This is a genomic window from Reichenbachiella sp., from assembly GCF_965233835.1.
Classification (GTDB): Bacteria; Bacteroidota; Bacteroidia; order Cytophagales; family Cyclobacteriaceae; genus Reichenbachiella.
Genome location: NZ_OZ247585.1, coordinates 1,759,702 through 1,780,977, shown reverse-complemented (window position 1 = coordinate 1,780,977; position 21,276 = coordinate 1,759,702). Strand labels below are relative to the sequence as shown.

Below are 21,276 nucleotides of genomic sequence, written 5' to 3'. Positions count from 1 at the left end.
GTTAAAAAACAACCTTCTTCATTCCTTTCGTCAATTTACAAAAATTGTGTTAGAAATTTATTTTTTGGGATTATTATAAGAAGCATATTCAAAAATCCTTGAACCCTATATCTTTGTCGACTTATTGAAAAATTATCAGATTACAATGACTAAGGATTTTGTAGAAGAATTGAAATGGAGGGGTATGATCCACGATATGATGCCCGGAGTACAGGACCAACTAAATAAAGAAATGACTTCTGCATATATAGGATTTGACCCTACTGCAGATTCTCTTCATATTGGAAGCTTGGTTCAAATCATGACCTTAGTCCACTTCCAAAAGGCCGGGCATAAACCGTTCGCCTTGGTCGGAGGAGCCACCGGCATGGTTGGTGATCCATCTGGAAAATCTGCTGAAAGAAATTTACTATCTGAAGATATTCTTAATCACAACCTGGAGTGCGTTAGAAAACAACTTGAGAAATTTTTGGATTTCGATTGCGGCGACAACTCTGCCGAAATGGTCAACAACTATGACTGGTTTAAAAACTTCAACTTCCTGGATTTCATTCGAGATGTAGGCAAACACATATCTGTAAACTACATGATGGCCAAAGATTCTGTAAAAAGCAGACTAGAGTCTGGGATGTCATTTACAGAATTTAGCTACCAGCTTGTACAAGGCTATGATTTTTGGTGGTTGTACAACAATAAGAATTGTAAAGTTCAACTCGGTGGCTCTGACCAGTGGGGTAACATTGTAACAGGTACAGAACTTATCCGAAGAAAAGGACAAGGAGAAGCGTGGGCTATTACTACTCCTTTGATCAAAAAAGCCGATGGAACTAAATTTGGAAAGACCGAAGGTGGAAATGTTTGGTTGGACAAAAAATTGACTTCCCCTTACAAGTTTTACCAGTACTGGTTGAATTCTTCTGATGAAGACGCTACCAACTATATCAAAATCTTCACTTTGAAAACTAAAGAGGAGATTGATGCTCTGATTGCTGAGCATCAAGAGGCTCCGCACATGAGAAAGCTCCAGCAAGAGCTAGGTAAGGACATTACGATCCGGGTACATTCGGAAGATGATTACAATATGGCTATTAAAGCCTCTGGAATCTTGTTTGGAAAATCAACCACAGAGGATTTAGAATCTTTAGATGAGGACACCTTTCTTTCGGTGTTCGAAGGGGTACCACAAACAACCATTTCGAAAAACACTTTCGCCGACTCTCAGAATGTAACAGATCTTCTCTCTGAGGAAAGCAATGGGATCGTGTTCCCATCCAAAGGTGAAGCACGGCGTATGATCAAAGGTGGTGGTGTGAGTATAAACAAAACCAAACTGGCCAATGAAAACCAAGCCGTTGATTTCAAGCTACTGAATGACAAATATCTACTTGCACAGAAAGGCAAGAAGAATTATTTCTTGATCACTGTAGAAGACTAATATGCCAAGAGGACTCGCATTCTTATTAATTGTTGTTTTATCCATAAACGCCTGCACGCAAAACATGGGACAAGAACATAAACACACCAATCATTTAATAGATGAAACGAGTCCATATCTACTCCAGCACGCACACAACCCAGTGGATTGGTTTCCGTGGGGAGAAGAGGCGCTGGACTTAGCAAAACGTGAGGACAAGCTGATGATCATCAGTATTGGCTATGCCGCTTGTCATTGGTGCCATGTGATGGAGCATGAGTCATTCGAGGACTCAACTATAGCTGCCAAGATGAATGCCAACTATATCTCGATTAAAGTGGACCGAGAAGAACGTCCCGACATCGATCAAATCTATATGGACGCAGCACAGCTCATGACGGGAAGAGGCGGTTGGCCACTCAATGTGATCACACTTCCAGATGGTAGGCCTGTTTTTGCAGGCACTTACTTTCCGAAAGAAAACTGGGGTAAAGTGGTTGACTATTTCGCAGAAATGTATCGCACGCAACCAGGCAAGATGCTTGAGCAAGCAGAAAAAATAACTGAAGGCATCAATCAGCTTGAAGTGCCAGAACTCAATGAATCAGGTACTCCATTTGATTCTGCTCTTTACGCGAGCGCTGGAGAAAAAGTAGTATCCTCCATTGACAAAAAGTATGGTGGCAGACAAGGAGCTCCTAAGTTTCCTATGCCCGCCATTTATGAATTCTTGTTAGCCCAAGGCTATTATCAACCTAGTGAAGAAATCAGGGACGCCCTGAAAGTAACTTTAGACGGCATGGCAGATGGAGGTATTTACGACCATCTTGGTGGCGGATTTGCCCGTTACTCCGTAGATGAGACCTGGACCGTACCTCATTTTGAGAAAATGCTATATGACAATGCACAGTTGATTAGTTTGTACAGTCATGCCTATCAAGTATTTGGTGATGAAAAGTATGCACAAGCTGTCAGCGAAACTATCACTTTTTGTAATCGTGAATTGTCCGATAAGTCTGGAGGATTTTACTCCTCGCTAGATGCGGATAGTGAAGGCGAAGAAGGGAAATTCTATGTATGGTCTGAAGCGGAAGTTGACCAAATTCTGGGGAGTGACGCTGAACTTTTCAAAACGTATTACGGAGTAACCAAAAAAGGAAATTTCGAAGGCCACAACATTCTGGAAAGAAAAGTATCGATCAGAGAACTTGCAGATACATTCAACCTTTCCGAATCTGAGGTCAAAGAGAAACTAACCGGGTCCAAGTCTAAAATGGTGGAAGTTAGAGATGGCCGAGTTCGCCCAGGGTTAGATGATAAAACTTTGACCTCATGGAATGGCCTCATGATTATCGGACTAGTAGATGCTTATTTTGCATTGCAAGATGAGGGATACCTGAGCAGAGCAATAAAGACTGGTGAATTCATCAAAGCCAATCAAATACAATCATCTGGTTTGTTGCTTCGGAATTATAAAAATGGCCAATCAACTATCAATGGCTTCCTCGATGACTATTCCTATACCATTTTAGCCTTTATCAAACTATACGAAGCCACATTTGACGAATCATGGTTGGCCGAAGCTAAAAAACTAAAAGAATATGTGATCGAACATTTTGCTGACGAACAAACACAGATGTTCTTCTACACCTCAGATCAAGATGAAAAACTGATTGCAAGAAAAATGGAATTGTCCGACAATGTGATCCCTGCTTCGAATTCAGCTATGGCTGAGGCTCTCTATTTACTAGGTCAGTTTTATTATAATCAGAAAGATCTGGATCGTGCTACGCAGATGATTTCTAATATGGAGAAAGAATTTAAAGAGCAGCCTTACTTCTATAGTAACTGGGCCAGACTGTATGGACTGATGGGGCAACGGCATTTTGAAGTCGCCATCGTAGGAGAGGAAGCAAACAGCAAAAAACTCGAAATGGCTAAACCTTTCATTCCAAATAAAATTCTATTGGGAGGAACATCTGAAGGAACCCTTGAATTATTGAATGGAAAGTTATCTCAAGGTCAAACACTAATTTACGTTTGCGAGAATAAATCTTGCTTGTTACCGATAGAAGACACACAAACTGCTATCAAACAAATGATAAAATGACAGCGTCAATCAGATTTGTTATACCTCAAGTTTCTTCAATTTTCTCCTCAGCCTTTACCGCATAGATCAATTACAAATCAAACATGAAAAAACAAATCTTAATAATCACATTTACCCTGATTGTATCAAACATTTATGCGCAAGAACAGGGTATTTTTCGCTTGAATGGAGGATTAGCCTATGGGACAAAGCTAGGCGTTGACAAAACTACACTTGAGAATAAAGGTGCCTTTGGATTTAATATTGGCGCAGAGTATTTGATATATGATAAAATCGGGGTGGCTATCAGCTATTCACAATTTTCAAAACAAAAATACTCCTCCTCATCATTTCAAGGTATGACAATAGAAACTAAATCGTGGGGAAGCACTATCGATTTTGATTTAAGGTATTATTTCCTTTCTGAAAATATACTAGCATACGGACTAATAGGTTATTCAAACTTAAGAGCAACGGCTGAAACCAGTCTTTTTGGTTCGGGTACTAAACTGACAGCCACCGAAAATGGGATAAACCTTGGTGTAGGCACAATCATTCCAATAAGCGATAAAGCAGGGGTAAATATTCAAGGTAAATGGCAAAAATGGCCAGATGAAGATCAATTTGTATTCAATACAGGAATTACATTTCAGGTAAACTAAAAAATAAAACCCAGCCTGGTCTACCAAGCTGGGTTTACTTTTATTAAGGGGAATATCTTATTCTTCTGTGTATTTGATTTTCAAAATTCGCTCATCGATAAGCAATAATGAAGCCGGATCATCTCCTAGCATATCGAAGAACTCCAGCGCTCTTCTTGCCACAAACTCTTCCTCTACCTGTTCTTTCACAAACCACTGCATGAAGTTCTCTGTCGCAAAATCATTTGACTTTCTGCAAGTTGCCACGATTTGATTAATTGATTCGGTCACATTGATTTCACTCTCCAAAGCCAACTCAAAAACTTCTCTCAAAGAACTGAATTCATTCTGTGGAGCCTCAATGGTCGCCACCATAGGCTGACCTCCCATATCGCTGATGTAGTGAAACAACTTCAGCATATGTGCTCTTTCTTCGTTGCTTTGCTCATAGAAAAAATGTGCGCTATGATCAAATCCATGCTGATCACACCAAGCTGCCATCGCCAAATAAGCAGCTGACGATTGTGCTTCCAACTTCACTTGTTTATTGAGCATGCTCATGACATTGTCCTGAACCGCTACTTTTTGTCTCATTAGATCTTTCATGTCCTAGTATTTTATGTTCATGAAACCGCAAGTGCATATATAGCCTTGCACGTTCATTTCAAGATAAATATATACTATAGGTAACTAAATGGAGCTTAAATAGTTCGGACAAAAAGAAATTTAGAACTAGTCTAAGTTAGGTTTGATGTGCGTTTGGCTTAAACCAAGGCTCTGACGAGACGCTGCTGCACGATGCTATTGAGCTCAAGCATCACCAAAGTCCCTGGGATCAGATCCTTCATTTCAATTATTTCATCCAAGGTCAAAACCATAAGATGCTCTTTGTTGCAAAGGGGAATGATTTCAATGTCATTGAGCGAGGCATCACTCAAAAGCATTTCTTCAATATTCAATTGATCCAACTTGGCTTTGAAGGCAATCAAAGCACAAACTGCCATACGATATTCTTTCCCCTTATACTCAAGGTAAAAACGATTATCCTTATCGTTTTGAAGAACTTTTCCGTTAGTCGTATGGTATATCTCGTGGATCACGGAGCAAAACTAGTTCTTATTTAGACTTATTACAAATAATACTTCAAGCAGTTTGATTAAATTACTTTTCAAACTCAAACTTAATGATATGCCGAATCTGAAATTCCTACTCATTCCACTCATATTCTCATTTACGGCATCCGCTCAACACTCTATTTCTTACATCGCCAATGAAGGGATTTTTATACAATCTGAAAACAAAAGCATTTTGATAGATGCCATTTTTGACAACTATTATGAAACCTATGCCTCTCCCAGCGAACAAACCATTCAGTACCTAAACGCTAAAGAGCACCCTTATCAAATTGTTGACCTACTTTTAGTTACTCATGCACATCTAGATCATTTCAATCCTGAAATGGTCAGCAAATTCCTAAAGTCTCACAGGGAAACGGAACTGGTTTGTCCAAAACAGGCCGTCGACTCTATTGTGAAAACTCAGGAGAACATGGAATTACTAATACCAAGGCTCAATGGAGTTGAACCAAAGGCAGAGTGGAACGCGCTCTTCTTGAAAGGAGTTAGTGTTCATACGGCCTATGTGCGTCATGGTGGTAAACAGAATTATGATGTAGACAACCAAATCTATCTTATCAATGTGGATGGAAAGAAGATACTTCACCTTGGGGACGCAGAAATGGATCCTGCCCACTTCGCACAACTTCATTTATCCAAACCTCCGATAGACGTGGCCCTGATTCCCTATTGGTTCTTGGCTTACCCGCCAGGCATAGACATTGTGAAGAATCAAATTAAACCCAATAAGCTCGTTGCCATCCACTACCCAAAGGTGGGAGACCCCAAAACTCTGGAAAAAATTAGGGATAACTTTCCCAATGCCGTTGTATTTATGAAAGAAGGTGAGATGGTGAATTTTTAACTAGTATCTAGCCAGTAGAATTAGAAATAGAATTGATTTATCTTAATTTTGCCTTCAAACAAACCAATGTCAAAGTAAACTTAGTTCTTACATGCAATTTTTGAGAAGCACATTTTCTGCGTTTTTCTTATTCCTTTCACTCTCTTTATTTGCTCAAAAAGCAACTTATATAGCCAATAGTGGTGTACTGGTACAAGTAGGTCAAAACAAGGTGCTTATAGACGCCTTTTTTGAAGATGGAAGAGGACGATTCTTAGCACCCAACAGTTCACAGCTGGATGCTATGGTAGCGGGCAGACCTCCTTACAACAACCTTTCACTTGCCCTTGCGACTCATGCGCATCCAGATCACTTCAGTCCAAGTCAAATTGGAAAGCTTTTGTTTACCCACAAAAAACTAAACTGCTTGGCTACCCCTCAGGTAGTGGACTCGATTGAAGCAGTTATGGACAATTTTGAAAGCATACATGATCGGACACTTACTTTTCCGCTTTCTCGATCTTGGAAAAGCTACAATCAGGAAGGGTTAACGGTGAAGGCAGCCTATGCCAGGCATGCGGGAAAAAGCAACGCCAAAATTCAGGATTTGATTTTTTTGGTAAACTTCAATGGCAAAAAGGTTCTTCACCTGGGCGATGCCAATATGGATCCAGATCGGTTTGAGGAACTAAAGCTGGAATTTGAAGAAGTGGATGTTGCCTTCGTGCCTTTCTGGTATCTGACCAGCTTTTATGGAGCAGAGGTGGTTCGTCAGCATATTGGTGCGAAAAAAGTAGTGGCCATCCATATTCCTGAAAACTACAGCCAGCAGTCTTTGGATAAAATCAAAAAATTCATGCCAGATGCCATTATGTTTGAAAAAGCGGGGCAATCTGTATCGTTTTAGTCATCAGGCTTAGAAACCAAAAGTACTTCGCCGTCAGTTAATACCTGATATCCGAGATCGTAGCAGTAATAGTACATCTCTCCTGCTTTTGTCTCACGGGTATTGGTATGATAATCGAAATCGAATCCTGCACGAAGTAGCCGATCTCGATGAATTTTTGTGCCTACACCATTCTTAAAATCAACAAGTATTCTTCGATTCTTTCGAAGGGCATTATTTACATTACGTACAAAGTTCGTGGCATCAGCATTCACACGATTGTTATAGGAATTGCGACAAGCATCAGAACAAAACTTCTTATCCGTTCGGCCAAACAGTGGACGCTCACATTCTTCACAAAGGCGTTGGTTGGTATTTTCCTTCATAAGTTTAAAGTACTGAAATACTGATAGATATCCAATATTAAACGACTACAAACGGTTACAAATGCTTAAATACGGCATCTATATACAAAGTGGGACAAGAAAATAAAATATGATTACTGAAAGCTGAAATGCTTTCTTTTTTTGAGTGGTCAATCACTAAGTTTCAGGCGGGCAAAAACGCCTACCAGAAAAGGGATAGAGTTAACTATCAAAACTTAGCTAATGTTCAAAGAGCGTTTTGTAAGCTGCTATATGAATCCAGCAATACGGCCAAAACCGACTTAAAATAAAAAAGAGGGGAATCCCCTCTTTAGATTTTTTGTAGATAACGACGATTCCATAGCTGTGTCGTTATCGGGGTTACACATACGCTTAAACACCTATAATGTCCTTTTTCATAATGGTTTTGGTCTAGTGTATTTTTAATTTATGTTATCTCCATGGTATTTCCAAACTTAAAAGAACCTTTCTTTATGCAGTTAGTTTTGAAATACCTATAATTATCAGTTCTGGTAAAACCGCTAAAAGCATGTTTTGCTTTTATTCTAAGCTCAATATTAACGTTATCATCCCAAATATCATACAAATCTCTTATTGTAATAAATTGAAATGCGTATTCAGCATGAGTATCTTTTTTCGAATAACGATTTAATGACCAAGTTCGTTCCTTAATCAATGGAATCTTATCCATAAATAAGTTTTGCCCTCCGTCTACAGTAACGTACTTAATTAATACTAATTGCGCTTCAATGTCGTATATTCTGCTTTTCCATGTATCATTAATTACTTTACATCTAAAACATTTATGGGTTTCCCCTTCATAAAATATTGTATCTTCAGCAATATCAGTAGATATTCTAACCTTCGGTCTTATTGTAGTTAAAAACCATAAGAACATAAAAGAAGAAGCCAATCCCGTGCCAACTCCTATTATAATACTGCTTAATGTTTGAGTAGTAATTGAAAAAAGGTATAAGTCGATCATTTTGGCAATTATATGAAAATAATAACAAATGAGCAACGGTGAATACTAGCCCTTCTCCTCTTTTTTCTTAGAAGTTGACACTTTTAGTACATCATCAAGCGAACCTTCTATAGCCAATTTCTTTTCGTACTCCTTTGCCCTCTCCTTCTTTTTCTTTTCACCTGCCATATCAATAGCGTTTTTTATATCTGTTTAGGTACTTCGAGTATATCCAAGACCCTATAATCAAGGCCACGATACCAATAACGATTTCGTACCATTCAGGATTAGGTTGTTCCATACCTTAAAGTTACAACTTACTTTCTACTATTAGAACGGTGGTATCATCCAATATCATATAGCCTTGATCGTAACAATATCTATACTCCTTTCCAGCCTTTGAGGTTTGGTAGTTGGTAATCAGTTCAAAATCAAATCCCTTGTCCTCTAACTCTTGTTTCTTAACCTTGGTTGTTCCTGATGGGTTAAGTGTTACCAGAATCCTTCTATTCCTTCTCAAAGCGTTATTTGTGTTTCTAATGAAGTTGGTCGCATCTGACGTAATCCGATTGTTATAACCGTTCCTACACTTGTTAGAGCAGAACTTTTTGTCTGCTCTTCCAAATAAAGTGCTACCACACTCAAGACATCCTCTTTCCTGATCTACAAACATTATCTTGCAATTAGTCTTTTGTGTGATAGATAGCTTTCACTTTGATTCAAGAACTTTTCGAATTTACCTTGTGGGCTTAGATCACGCTCATTGAATCTTGATGAAAATTCATCCAAATACCTTTCCAAGTGCTTATCACTTACTTGGTGGTAAATACCGTACAATCCTCGTTTAAGGACGCTCCAAAAGTTTTCTATCGTATTGGTGTGCACGTCACCAGCAACGTAAACCTTCAAGCTGTGATTCACGGTGTCGTGAGTGTATTGCTTTTTAAGGCTATTGTACCCTTTGTATTCATCAGTGTAAACCTTTGAACCAGTTGGTACGTGTCGCTCGATAAAATTTACCATATTCTCTTTGGTAGCATTCGGTACATGCTTTAAAACTACTTTGCCGTCACGCTCGATAATACCAAGCACTACTTTTTTGTCTTTGAAATCAGAACCATCATTTCTTAATGAAAGATTTTCGTCTGATCTCTTTTTATCAAAGTGCTTGTTCTTTTCCTTGCCTCCAATGTAAGTTTCGTCCACTTCTACCATCTTGTCCTTACCTAACATTTTAGGGGCTTTTTCTTTCAGCATTTCACGGATTCTGTGAAGTACAAACCATGCAGTCTTTTGAGTGATACCTAAGTCAATAGCCAATTGAACTGAACTAATACCCTTCTTGTGAGAAGTAGCCAAATAGATAGCAGCAAACCAGATTCTAAAAGGGATTTTAGAGTTTTCGAAGATCGTTCCAGTCCTAACAGTAAACTTCTTGTGACACTCTTTGTTCTTACACTTATAACCTCTAGTAGTTACATAAGCATTATCAGTATCACAATGAGGACACGTAGGATTTCCAGCCCAACGAATGTTCGCATAGTACTCTTTGCCTGTTTCTTCTTCCTTGAAGTAGTCTAAAAGCTGTGGTAGTGATTTGAAGTTCATGGCTATTTCCGTTTGAATTACATGGTAAAGATAGCATTTGTCCCTTTAAATACCTAATATAATTGATGCAACTTTGCATTTTTTTTGTATATATCTTGGTATATGTTAATTAATGAGGTATTTTTACTGATGTAAAAGTGCATTTAATTTGTATAATGAATAACAGACAAGCAACAATAGAGGAGTTTTTGAATAGTATCGAGAGAGATGGATTGAGCTTGAGGCAAATATTTACCAATAGGCTTAAAGATCTGGACTTGTCTTTTACGGCATCAAAAGATATTATAGGCATTTCACCAAGAGCCTTAAATGGCATTCTTGATGGCACACAAAAATTAATTGACATTACTAACCTCTCAAGGTTGTCAAACTTTCTTCAAATTAGCGAAGATGAAGTTTACAACCTCTATAGAAACGCTGTAAATAGGAATTTCGCTACAACCGCTAACGTTGATGCTCAAAAAGCCATCTTCATTAGAGATCATTTTGATTTAGCAAACCTTAGAGATTCTGGCTTTATTCCAGATATAAACGATTATGCTGATATAGAATCTCGGATTGTTTCTTATCTAAACCTAGATAGCATTTTTGACTATAAGCCTATAAAAAACAATGCCGCATTTAGTTCTGCTAAAACCAAATCGAAAAGTGAACTAAATAAGGATTACTGGATTTTTGCAGCAATCCAGGTTTTTAAGGAAATACAAAACCCTAATGAGTATAATAGAGATGCTTTAATTGAATATTTCCCTAAAGTGAGATGGCACTCCACAAGCATTGAATTAGGGCTGTTAAACGTTATCAGGTCTCTTTATGATTTTGGGGTAACTGTTGTTTTTTTACCTACTTTAAAGTCTCTACATCTAAGAGGAGCTACAATATCCGTAAATAGAAAGCCATGTATTGTCATAACAAACTATAGAAATTTTTACGCAACTCTATGGTTTGCATTGGTACACGAGCTGTTCCATGTAATTTTTGATTGGGAGGAAATAAAATCACAGAGGTATCACCTTTCGGAAGAATCTAGTGATGTACTTACTGTGGTTGAAAAAGAAAATGAAGCGAATGATTTTACTCAAGAGTATCTATTCTCAAAGGAAAAAATAAAAAGAATTAGACCTAATATTTATGATGATCAAGCGGTCGAAAGCTTTGCAAGAATCAATCATGTACACCCAAGCCTAATATATGCTTTCAACGCATTTGAAGCTGGAAATAATAATAGAAGCTTTTGGGCATTAGCTAAAAAGAAAAACCCTGATAATGAACTAAAGAAATTACTCAGCACCCTTGATAATTCATGGCAAAATCCTAAGCCAATAACAGAATATGTAAGAAGTATTAAAAGTAAATTTTACACCTAATCTTATGAAGCATAATAAAAATATAGCACCACTATCAAAAATAAATAATTCAACCAAAGAGACTACAACCAAAGGTCGAGAAGACTTGAAGGGGAGCTTTTTAACTAAAGTTGAACAACTAGTAAAGGATGAATTATCAGACAAAAAATTTGACCGAGAAAGTCTTAAAATAGAGCTTAGAAGCGGCATTGTTCTTAATGCTGATACAATAGACTTTGTTACTAATAAACTTCAAGATTACACCACTAAATTTCCTCAAGATTATTACAGAGAAATTTTTAGACTAAATAGACATAGAGGATTAGAGTGGCAAATTCCTGAAAGCGGATTGATTTCTCAAAAACCGCATATCGTTGGTAAGTGGACAAATGAAATCATTTACAGCAGATTTGGCAAAGAAGTATTGCCAGTCCTTGAGTTATATAATCCTTACATTAGCATTGGAATTAGAAAATACAAGCATCATCAGTTTCTTGATGAAGACGGATTAATTAAACTAGAACAGTTTATAAACGAATCAATTGATGTAATGAAAAAATCTAACGATTGGTATGACTTTAGAATAAAATTGTACGCTGAACACAACGTACCATATCAATTAGAATTGATTTTATAGTACTATAGTGGAAAGGGTTGAATCTAGTCTCATTAGCTAGTGGAGATCGGGTTTGATAGACTCAACTTTCGTGTTTCAAATCCTCTTGGAGGTCTTAAAGGTCGTTGCAGCGGCCTTTTTGTTTTTACAAATATAGATACTTTTTGCGGTTCAGGTGGTTTATTACCTGTCCCACTTTGTATATAGATGCCTTAAATACCGACTCCGGTTTGTGACTCATTTCATATTTGCCATGTCAAACGACAAATTCATCTGCCATCAGGTGAAACATCATTAAAACTTAATTTTTAAAATTATGACAACTCTAAAAAACAACGTGCAATTAATTGGCAGATTAGGCAACGATCCAGAATTGAGAACTTTCGATAGCGGTAAAAAAATGACCGCCTTCTCTCTGGCTACCAATGAGACTTACTACAACAACAAAGGGGAAAAAGTGGAAGACACCCAATGGCACAACATTGTAGCCTGGGGAAAAAAGGCTGAAACTATCGATTCTTACCTAAAGAAAGGAAGTGAAATTGCCATCCAAGGCAAACTGGTAAATAGAAAATATGAAAAAGAAGGTGTGATCAAGTATATCACAGAGATTAGCTTAAATGAAATGTTAATGCTCGACAAGAAAGAAAGCTAATATCCATCGAGTCCCAATGAGGTCAGTTCAATAACTTGAGCTGGCCTTTTTTTATGCTGCTGGTAGATCAAAGTAGAAAGTACTTCCTACACCTACCTCACTCTCACACCAAACCTTGCCACCCATAGCCTCGACATATTTCTTTACAATTGGCAATCCTAGTCCCGTAGACTTTTCGTTTTCTGTAGGCAGCGTAGAGATTTTGGCATAACGTTCAAACAACTTCTTCATCTCGCCTTTTGGAATTCCCTGCCCCTGGTCTTGTACCTCAAATCTCAGTTTGTCCTTGTTTGTCCCAACTTTCACATAAATCTCAGACTTCTGTTTAGAAAACTTGATGGCATTGGCACATAAATTTTCAAGCACTTGTAGCAGATAATTTTGATCAGCCATGCATTTCAGATTCTTTACAGAATGGGCATAAAAAGAAATATGTTTTTGTTCTGCCTCTGGAGTAATATGATGAACCAGTTTGGTAAGGATATCAGACACATTAATCTTCTCAATTTTTAAATTGATCTTTCCTACATTGATGGCCTCTACATCCAATATCTGATTAATTCTGGTTCTCAATACATCTGTTGACTCATTGGCCAGCTCAATCATTTTTTCTTGCTCTGCTCCATTTGCATCCTTGATCAAGGCTAAGAGCCCTTTAATGTTGTTCAATGGGCTCCGTAGATCGTGAGCCACCATTGCAATAAGGTCATCCTTTTCTTTATTCAATCCGGTCAATTGCACTTTTTGATCCGTTAGTATCGTTGAAAGATCCTTTTGTCTGCGGTAGAGGTAGAAAAACAATGCGATCACCAGTAGGGAAAGAAAAATACCCACAGTCAAAAATTGGCTGATTTTATGCTCCTTCTCGGCCAATGATTTTTGGTAAGAGTTAATAGTCTCCAAACCCTTTATATCCTCCTCTTTTTGTTCTAGGTCATATTCAGTCCGAAGTCGATTGATTTGTTCTTGAGACTCTTTTCCTAACAAACTATCCTTTACTTGTTTGTACTTCTTGTAGTAATCCAGTGCTAATTCAAAATCTCCAAGTTCTTCGTAATTCAGAGCAATTAAAGAGGTAAGCTCTTCCTGCTTCTCTAAAAATCCATGCTCAATAGCCAGGTTATATGCTCTCAGGGCAGACTTATTAGAAATATCAGCTCTACCCATACTTTTCAAGGCCTTGGCCAAAACAATTTGATTACTCACCACGACTGTCCAATATTGCAAATCGATGGCTATGGCTTGAGAAGCATCTATATGATACAACACAGAATCTGTCTTGTTCATCACTAGGTATATTTCGGACAAATTGTGATGTGCAATCGCAGCACCTCTATTCATTTTCTCTTTTTTGAACGTTCTGAGACTATAATACACTTCTGAAAGTGCCTCTTCGAATCTGCTCAGGTCTTTATACAACATTCCGCGATTGAGTTTACTTATGGATATACCTACCGTATCATTCAGCTGATTTCCCAATTCTATGCTCTTGTTGTAATATTCTAGTGCTCCCTCTATATCACCTAGTTTTTTATAAATAATAGCTACGTTGTTTAGTATTCCCGCAAAAACAGCACTGTCTTTAGTCGCCTCGTAAATTTTTGAAGCCTTAAGATACATGCGCAAGGCTTTGCCTTGGTTGCCATTGTTGTCATGAAGAGCACCTTGGAGTGATAACATGTCACCATAAGAACCTGAATCCGAAACCGACAAATACAAATTGGCAGCAGTATCCAAATGACTCAGCGCCATAAAATATTCATCTTGATTTCCAACATGATTTCCAAATTGATGATGAAGTTTGGCATTAATAATTGGAGTTAGCTCTGTATTCTTAGCTCTGCTCAAAGCCTGATTGAAATAAAAATCACTGCTATCTCCTTGTTGGCCCTGCTCGAAAACAATCCCCTTCTCAATAAGGGATTCTACAAGTACATCTGCGTTATCTTCTTTATTTGCATGCTTGATGGCCAAATCAAGTAATAGCAGAATAGAATCTGAATCGGAAGTCCTAAAGGATGCAGACAGGAATTGCTCAGACTTGGACTGATCCTGTGCCGTTGCTTCAATGGTGCCACCAAAGAAAATCAACCAAAAACCAATAAAAAACCTGAACAAAATCCTCATAGTACTCAACTTACCTCTCGGTAAAAACCGACAATTTAATTCAATCTTCAGTGATAATAGTTTATGACTAAAAATTTATTTCATCTAAAAATCGACTTAATTCTGCCGTTAGATTTTTTCTCGAAAATTGTGAAGTGTTCATAGTTGAAATATTCTTCTCTCCTTTTGCAAAACGTTGATACTGGTTTTTGACCATTTCCTTCATCCGGCCTCTCTCATTTGGCTCATATACTTCTCCAGTACCTGTGAACTTCAACAAATCATCCACCTCACTTGGTCTTCTTCCTATGGCCAATACCGGCTTTTTCACCACCAAATATTCAAACAACTTACCCGGAATAATTAACTGATCTTTGTCCAGTGGATTGAGTAACAACAGCAAGATGGATGAGCCTTGATAATAATCAAAAATTTGTTGATGAGGGATATAATCCATGTAAACGAATGATTCACCCAAAGCCTCAGAATTACCTATTCTATCCAAAATAGAATCACTAACCATGCCTGCCAAGACCAGCTCGAGCTCCTCTTGGAAGGAAGGGATTTCAGTGCATAGCTCCTCTAAAACATCCCAAAGCATTGAGGGATTCCTTAACTCATTAAGTAATCCCAAATGAGTAATTCTAAACTTAGTATTCGAACTCTTTTGAGTCAGAGTCGAATAATCATCAGGGTCAAAGCCATTGGTAATCACCTTAATTTTAACTCTGCCATCCTTAGAAAGTAAAGATCTCTTAATTCCCTCACTCGCCGTTAAAATTCGATCAGCGTTCCTCAAAACATTTTTTTCTAAACGTCTATGTTCTCTCAACGAAAAACCTTTAACACCAAGTTTATCAAGAATATCCCAATCTGACCATGGATCACGAAAATCAGCCACCCACTTAACATCACATTTCTTTTTTAGTTGGAGACCAATTAGATGCATACTATGGGGAGGCCCAGTCGTTACAATCACATCAACACCCTGTTGTTCTATATATGGAACTAAAAAATTTACCGATGGTTTAACCCAAAACCGTCGAGGATCAGGGATAAACAAATTCGCCCTTATCCAAACACTCAATCGATCAATTAAGGACATTTTGGTCTTTTCGATCACAATACCCTGTTTGAGCTTTTCTCTTTTTCTGAATAGCTTCTTGTAAATCCCAAATGGTTCCCAAATAGGGAACTGAAGCACTTCTAGGTCTGAACTCACATCCTTCGAAAGAGAGGGATCCTTTAGGTCAAATTCTGGATTCTCTGGAGTGAAAACAATGGGTTCCCATCCAAAGTGTGGGAGATACTTCACAAACTTGAGCCATCGCTGAACACCTCCACCTCCACTCGGCGGCCAATAATAGGTGATTACCAATACTTTTTTTTGGGGCATATCTCACTGAACTATGAATCGCTAAATAAACCAAAATTGATTGGTATCTGTTCAAAATGCGAAATTTTAAATGATTTGACGCATTGAGTAAACGAAATCACAGATTTGAAGCAAATTATTGATGAAATTTTAGTTTTTTATGACTTACTTTGAATGCCCAAAACATCACAACACCCAAAAACGGTATAAAGGTTAAGTATAAAATATTAGTAAATACCTTATGAAAAAAATTGCATTATTTACCTCAGGGGGCGATGCACCGGGCATGAATGCCTGCATTAGATCTGTAGTGAGAAGTGCCATTTATTTGGATCTTGAAGTATACGGGATCAAATATGGCTACGATGGGATGATCCGCGGCGAAATACAGAAGATGGAGTCGTACTCCGTAAGTAACATTGTACAAACAGGAGGCACCATTCTAAAATCTGCACGAAGCGAAGACTTCAGAACCAAAGAAGGAAGAGAAAAAGCCTATAAAAATCTAAAAAAACATGGAATCGAAGGGCTGATTGCCATTGGTGGTGACGGCACGTTTACTGGCGCTAACTTGTTTTATGATGAATTCGGCATTCCGGTCGTTGGTGCTCCTGGCACGATTGACAATGACTTGTATGGCTCAGATTACACGATTGGTTTTGATACGGCCGTAAATACAGCCCTAGACGCTATAGACAAAATTAGAGATACAGCTGCTTCTCACGATAGAGTATTCTTTATCGAAGTCATGGGAAGACACAGTGGTTACATAGCTATCCAATCTGGTATTGGTGGTGGTGCAGAAATGGTCATGGTACCTGAAACTTCTACAACGATCGATGACGTCATCAAAAAACTACGAGAAGGTAGAGACAATAAGAAGACTTCTTCCATTGTCGTTGTAGCAGAAGGCGATGAACAAGGAAGTGCCTTGCAGATCGCTGAAAGAGTAAAGGTAGAAACACCAAAAATGGATATTCGAGTAACCAGTCTGGGACATATTCAAAGAGGTGGTGGACCTACTGCTTTTGATAGAATTCTAGCTTCAAGACTAGGGCTTGCTGCTGTAGAAGGTCTAATGAATGGTCAGAAAAATGTAATGGTGGGTGTAATTGACAACAAGATCACGTATACCAATCTGAAATTGGCTATTTCAAAATCAAAACCACTCAATGAAGAGTTGATTAGATTGACCAAAATATTGAGCATCTAATACGTTACTGATAAACACACAGTAAGAAATTTCAAAGGGGCTTCTGGGCAGAAGCCTCTTTTTTTATCCCCCTATGACATAGGAAGCAGATATCTGGATCATAGAATTCTTTAGAGAAGTTACACTTCCCGAAGTTGTGCCTGGTTCTTCTATCATTTCCGAAAAACCTTTGGACCATCTAAGAGAACCGTTGACCTTGTATTCAGGAATGGTTACTCCAATACCAATTACTGCAGATACGTCCAACCCTTTGATCTGATCCTTGACATCAACTGGTGAACCTCCCGAAAATGACACTTCTGCCTGAACTGGAATGCCAAACTGTGGACCTGCAAGTACATGAAAGTATTCTAGAAAGTTGTACCTGCCCAATAAAGGGATTTGAATTAAGCTCAACTTGAACTCATTCTCTTGAGTAGCATTCACTTTAAACTTCCCGCCTTGCTGAGAAAAATAAACCTCTGGCTGAATAGCAAACAATTCAAAGTCAATTGTAGAATAAAGGCCAATGTGAAACCCAAAGTTTCCTTCACCCACATCTGACAACTCGTTTCCTCCAGTGTTAAGTGCATTGATTTTTGGGCTGTTGAAATTGATACCTCCCATAATTCCATACTCAGAAGTGACATTCACCTGAGAGCGAGATCTGGATCGGTTTCGAGGTTGTGCATGAACCAGTTCATTTACGCACAATAGGGCAAGTATCAACAGTAATTTTTTCATGGTCTTGTTTTTTTAATCGCAACTCTAATGACCACTAAGATTCGTAAAACCCCAATGAAATGCAAAAACAATTTCCAACGACCGTACTCTCCAAAACGAATCCATTAAGTTTAGATTATCAATTAGTTCCATTTTGTTATCCCCAGTTTATTTTTTTGACGAACCCTATTGGCTAATTAATAATTCCTTTATCAAGCTTTTTAAAGTTGAGCACCTTCCATTCCTAGATTTGTCACTTCTAATAATTAAGCTATGAATCTGTATTTAAAATTTGTGCTCTTGGGCCTTTCCCTAGTGGTATTCACTGCTGCTACTATTTTTCTTTTTGTAAACAATTCTGTTGAGAAAAATCTCAGTGAAAGCATTCTAACCGAACATTCTCAAAAAGCCGAAATCAGCATCAACAATATTGACCGATTCATCTACGAACGGCTCAACGACGTGAAAAATTTTGCCAAACTTCCAGCCTTCAGGGAAGAAAAACCAGATTTGGATGAAGTAAATAGAACACTCAGCGAAATCTCACATGCCAACGAACTTTATTATAGCTTTTCCTACTTTGATATGAATCGGTTTAGACTCGCCGATAGCAAAGGCCTCTCTGTTGGCAAACAACATGGGCTACGTCTCTACTGGACACATATCAATGACAATACAGAAGCCATCATGGATATTTCTAAATCAGAGTCTGTTGGGCGTGTTGTCCTTCACTTTGCTTCCGTGGTGAGAAATAATGCTAATCAGCCCATCGGCGTATTCGTTGGGCGGGTGCTCATTGAAAACCTTTACGCCGTAATCAGCAATCAATCGCAAGGTGCTGAGAGTAACAAACAGGTAAAAATGGACTTGCTGGATGAAAACCTAAACATCCTCTATTCCAACCACGAACCGGAAAAAGTTTTAATTGCGAAGTATCCAGACATCATACCTGACGACATTTTAGAGCAGAAGAAAAAAGAAGGGCGTTTTTCTACCGAGGACAATCTATACTTCTTTCATAGACAGGAGGGCTATCTCAGTTTCCCTGGAAAGGATTGGATATTCATCATCAACACTTCTAAAGAGCACGCCTTTGCTTCGTTGTCGGACATGCGCACCACCATTTTTATAGTAGGTATTGTAATCCTACTGCTTTCTTCTGGCTTGACCATTTATCTGGCCAGAATCATTTCTAAACCGCTAAAAAAATTGAGATCTGCTGCTGTAGAAATTTCAAAAGGAAACTATGACGTGCAAATCTCAGGCGACAACAAAGATGAAATAGGCTATCTCATCAGACAATTCAACGTAACCTCCCAAAAACTAAAAACCAAAGAGAATAACGAGAAAAAAATCACCAAGCAGCTGATGGAAAAAAATCAGGAAATCCAGAAGCATCAAAGCAAAATCATCACCCAAGCCAAAGCAATTAACCGGGCATACAAAGAAATTAAAACACAGCATACGATGGTACATTCCAGCTTGAGCTATGCGGAAAAAATTCAAAATGCCATCTTACCTGATGAAAAACTGCTTTCTGATTTCTTCCAGGATTATTTTGTCTACTACAAACCAAAAGACATCGTAAGTGGTGATTTTTATTGGTTCAAACATGTAAAAAACAACACAGGCAATCACCTAATCATTGCCTGCGCAGATTGTTCAGGGCATGGCGTACCTGGAGCATTTTTATCGATGCTGGGTATCAATGCGCTCAACAATGCCATTCAATACACGTCAGACTACAACCCTTCTGCACTATTAGCCAAAGTCAACAATGACATCATCAGCACATTGAGTCAAGATTTCTCTGATAATGAAACCATTCAGGAAGGCATGGAAATGGCCATCTGCACCATAGACCTAACCTACAATATCATGAAGTATGCAGGTGCTGGTATTCCACTACTACTTTACAAGGATAATGAATGGTCTTTGACTAAAGGAAACAAACTGCTACTTGGGAGGAATTTCAATAATGACAGCCTGGCCGAGCAGGAAATTACTCAGCATTCATTTAACCTTTCAACCAACGACACCTTTTACCTTTATTCTGATGGGTTCAAAGACCAGATTGGAGGAAAAGAGCACAAGAAGTATTTACCCAAAAGATTCAGAATGTATCTGGGTATGATCGTACAAAAAGCGATGATGATTCAAAAGAACCTACTGGAAAAAGAACTACAAGACTGGAAACAAGATACACCTCAGACAGACGACATGCTGGTGATGGGATTTAGAATAAAGTAGCCCATGGAGAAGTTTCTTTCTACCCCTTCGCACACGACGCCTTATATATATTTCAACCCTGAAGGTGAAATCCTCGAAATGAAAGGCAATTCAACATTAGTGAATGCAAGAGAAGTTTTTGGAGAACTATATAAGGCATTGGGTAATTTCAAAAAGAGCATTTACCCTAAACTTCATGTTAATATTCAACTTGAGTATTTCAATACCTCCACATACAAGTGTTTGCTTGAAACCATGATCTACCTCAAAGAGATGAAGTCTACTGGCAAAAACATCATTGTAAATTGGTATTACAACATTGAAGATGAGGATGCGCTGGAACAAGGTGAAGACCTCGCTCTATTATCAGGATTGAAACTCAATTTAGTTGGGACATAAAAAAAGCCACTTCAAGGAGTGGCTTTAATAATCTATTTTTTTAATCTATTAGTTATTGCCGATCAAAGCAAAAGTAATAGACGCCTGGATCATTGAGTTTTTCCAGTCCACGCCAGAAGCATCTGACTGATTAGCCAATGACTTCACCCATCTCAACTGCGCACCTAACCCCATCGGCAAATCCAATCCAGCACCTAATGCGATAGATGTGTCCAGAGATTTTAAATCTTCGATATCGTCTCCTACCGGATCTTCGGCTTTCAGATTAATTCCAAACTGTGGCCCCGCATTGAAGTATAAGATTTTTGCAAACCCTAATCTCAAAAGCACAGGAACTTGCAAATAAGAAAGGTCAAGATCTCCAGCATCTGTACTCAAATTTTGAACAGAGAAATAAGCTTCTGGCTGAATACCAATTGGACCAGCTTTCACAACAGCATAAGCACCAAAATGATAACCTGTCTTATTATCTACGTCAATATTGCTTGATACATCGGCAGAGTTGAAGTTTAACCCACCTTTTAAGCCAACAGTCAATTGAGCTTGTGATGCAGTAGCCATAAATAATGCACCAATCACGAGTAGTAATGTAATTTTTTTCATAAGTCTTTTATTAGATGTTTTTGATAAGACCGCTAATATAAGGCCTTCCCCTAAAAGAAACTCGAAATCCTTTGGCTGGCTTAGT

At 38.3% G+C, this 21,276-nt stretch carries 22 protein-coding genes; 11 read left to right on the top strand and 11 right to left on the bottom strand.

Annotated features, from left to right (window positions below):
• Positions 1-145: 145 nt before the first annotated feature.
• From tyrS to ACO6S2_RS07775, 3 genes are all read left to right on the top strand, one after another.
• On the top strand, positions 146-1,435 hold the full coding sequence (gene tyrS / locus ACO6S2_RS07785) for a tyrosine--tRNA ligase (protein ID WP_422361934.1): 1,290 nt from the start codon (positions 146-148) through the stop codon (positions 1,433-1,435).
• 64 nt (positions 1,436-1,499) lie between these two features.
• Positions 1,500-3,524: a thioredoxin domain-containing protein gene (locus tag ACO6S2_RS07780; RefSeq protein WP_422361933.1), complete on the top strand. Its 2,025-nt coding sequence runs from the start codon at positions 1,500-1,502 to the stop codon at positions 3,522-3,524.
• 83 nt (positions 3,525-3,607) lie between these two features.
• A complete protein-coding gene (locus ACO6S2_RS07775; protein ID WP_422361932.1) occupies positions 3,608-4,165 on the top strand; it encodes an outer membrane beta-barrel protein in 558 nt (185 codons plus the stop codon).
• Positions 4,166-4,222: 57 nt separating this feature from the next.
• Here ACO6S2_RS07775 and ACO6S2_RS07770 read toward each other — a convergent pair whose 3' ends face one another.
• Both ACO6S2_RS07770 and ACO6S2_RS07765 read right to left on the bottom strand, forming a co-directional pair.
• A complete protein-coding gene (locus ACO6S2_RS07770) occupies positions 4,223-4,750 on the bottom strand; it encodes a ferritin (protein WP_422361931.1) in 528 nt (175 codons plus the stop codon).
• A gap of 158 nt (positions 4,751-4,908) precedes the next feature.
• Positions 4,909-5,244, bottom strand: a complete 336-nt coding sequence (locus tag ACO6S2_RS07765; protein ID WP_422361930.1) for a hypothetical protein — start codon at positions 5,242-5,244, stop codon at positions 4,909-4,911.
• Positions 5,245-5,332: 88 nt separating this feature from the next.
• On the opposite strand from ACO6S2_RS07765, the gene ACO6S2_RS07760 reads away from it, so the two are divergent.
• Complete coding sequence (locus ACO6S2_RS07760; RefSeq protein ID WP_422361929.1) at positions 5,333-6,124, top strand: MBL fold metallo-hydrolase; 792 nt, start codon at positions 5,333-5,335, stop codon at positions 6,122-6,124.
• Positions 6,125-6,215: 91 nt separating this feature from the next.
• Positions 6,216-7,010 (top strand): MBL fold metallo-hydrolase, encoded by a 795-nt coding sequence (locus ACO6S2_RS07755; protein ID WP_422361928.1) that lies wholly within the window; start codon positions 6,216-6,218, stop codon positions 7,008-7,010.
• Here ACO6S2_RS07755 and ACO6S2_RS07750 read toward each other — a convergent pair.
• From ACO6S2_RS07750 to ACO6S2_RS07730, 5 genes are all read right to left on the bottom strand, one after another.
• Entirely contained in the window at positions 7,007-7,375 is a 369-nt protein-coding gene (locus ACO6S2_RS07750) for a hypothetical protein (RefSeq protein WP_422361927.1), read from the bottom strand. The genes ACO6S2_RS07755 and ACO6S2_RS07750 overlap by 4 nt on opposite strands.
• Before the next feature lie 427 nt (positions 7,376-7,802).
• Positions 7,803-8,360, bottom strand: coding sequence for a hypothetical protein (locus ACO6S2_RS07745; protein WP_422361926.1), 558 nt, complete (start codon positions 8,358-8,360; stop codon positions 7,803-7,805).
• A gap of 45 nt (positions 8,361-8,405) precedes the next feature.
• Positions 8,406-8,528, bottom strand: a complete 123-nt coding sequence (locus ACO6S2_RS07740; RefSeq protein ID WP_422361925.1) for a hypothetical protein — start codon at positions 8,526-8,528, stop codon at positions 8,406-8,408.
• Positions 8,529-8,649: 121 nt separating this feature from the next.
• The gene (locus tag ACO6S2_RS07735; protein ID WP_422361924.1) at positions 8,650-9,012 is read right to left on the bottom strand and encodes a hypothetical protein; all 363 of its coding nucleotides are present in this window, start codon (positions 9,010-9,012) and stop codon (positions 8,650-8,652) included.
• A complete protein-coding gene (locus ACO6S2_RS07730) occupies positions 9,012-9,947 on the bottom strand; it encodes an IS1595 family transposase (RefSeq protein ID WP_422361923.1) in 936 nt (311 codons plus the stop codon). Before ACO6S2_RS07730 ends, ACO6S2_RS07735 begins: the two co-directional genes overlap by 1 nt.
• A gap of 155 nt (positions 9,948-10,102) precedes the next feature.
• Between ACO6S2_RS07730 and ACO6S2_RS07725 the strand changes: the two genes are divergently transcribed.
• From ACO6S2_RS07725 to ACO6S2_RS07715, 3 genes are all read left to right on the top strand, one after another.
• Positions 10,103-11,314: an ImmA/IrrE family metallo-endopeptidase gene (locus ACO6S2_RS07725; RefSeq protein WP_422361922.1), complete on the top strand. Its 1,212-nt coding sequence runs from the start codon at positions 10,103-10,105 to the stop codon at positions 11,312-11,314.
• 4 nt (positions 11,315-11,318) lie between these two features.
• Entirely contained in the window at positions 11,319-11,930 is a 612-nt protein-coding gene (locus tag ACO6S2_RS07720) for a P63C domain-containing protein (protein ID WP_422361921.1), read from the top strand.
• A 295-nt stretch (positions 11,931-12,225) separates the two neighbouring features.
• The gene (locus ACO6S2_RS07715) at positions 12,226-12,564 is read left to right on the top strand and encodes a single-stranded DNA-binding protein (RefSeq protein WP_422361920.1); all 339 of its coding nucleotides are present in this window, start codon (positions 12,226-12,228) and stop codon (positions 12,562-12,564) included.
• A gap of 51 nt (positions 12,565-12,615) precedes the next feature.
• On the opposite strand, the gene ACO6S2_RS07710 is transcribed toward ACO6S2_RS07715, so the two are convergent.
• A complete protein-coding gene (locus ACO6S2_RS07710; protein WP_422361919.1) occupies positions 12,616-14,691 on the bottom strand; it encodes an ATP-binding protein in 2,076 nt (691 codons plus the stop codon).
• 67 nt (positions 14,692-14,758) lie between these two features.
• Entirely contained in the window at positions 14,759-16,066 is a 1,308-nt protein-coding gene (locus ACO6S2_RS07705; RefSeq protein WP_422361918.1) for a glycosyltransferase family 4 protein, read from the bottom strand.
• A gap of 220 nt (positions 16,067-16,286) precedes the next feature.
• On the opposite strand from ACO6S2_RS07705, the gene pfkA reads away from it, so the two are divergent.
• The gene (pfkA, locus tag ACO6S2_RS07700; RefSeq protein WP_422361917.1) at positions 16,287-17,258 is read left to right on the top strand and encodes a 6-phosphofructokinase; all 972 of its coding nucleotides are present in this window, start codon (positions 16,287-16,289) and stop codon (positions 17,256-17,258) included.
• Between the two features lie 63 nt (positions 17,259-17,321).
• On the opposite strand, the gene ACO6S2_RS07695 is transcribed toward pfkA, so the two are convergent.
• The gene (locus tag ACO6S2_RS07695) at positions 17,322-17,981 is read right to left on the bottom strand and encodes a porin family protein (protein ID WP_422361916.1); all 660 of its coding nucleotides are present in this window, start codon (positions 17,979-17,981) and stop codon (positions 17,322-17,324) included.
• A 252-nt stretch (positions 17,982-18,233) separates the two neighbouring features.
• Here ACO6S2_RS07695 and ACO6S2_RS07690 point away from each other — a divergent pair, with 252 nt between their 5' ends.
• Both ACO6S2_RS07690 and ACO6S2_RS07685 read left to right on the top strand, forming a co-directional pair.
• The gene (locus ACO6S2_RS07690; protein WP_422361915.1) at positions 18,234-20,210 is read left to right on the top strand and encodes a SpoIIE family protein phosphatase; all 1,977 of its coding nucleotides are present in this window, start codon (positions 18,234-18,236) and stop codon (positions 20,208-20,210) included.
• Positions 20,211-20,213: 3 nt separating this feature from the next.
• Positions 20,214-20,588: a DUF1987 domain-containing protein gene (locus ACO6S2_RS07685; RefSeq protein WP_422361914.1), complete on the top strand. Its 375-nt coding sequence runs from the start codon at positions 20,214-20,216 to the stop codon at positions 20,586-20,588.
• Positions 20,589-20,636: 48 nt separating this feature from the next.
• Here the strand turns inward: ACO6S2_RS07685 and ACO6S2_RS07680 are convergent, their stop codons facing one another.
• Positions 20,637-21,191 (bottom strand): porin family protein, encoded by a 555-nt coding sequence (locus ACO6S2_RS07680; RefSeq protein WP_422361913.1) that lies wholly within the window; start codon positions 21,189-21,191, stop codon positions 20,637-20,639.
• Between the last annotated feature and the right edge of the window lie 85 nt (positions 21,192-21,276).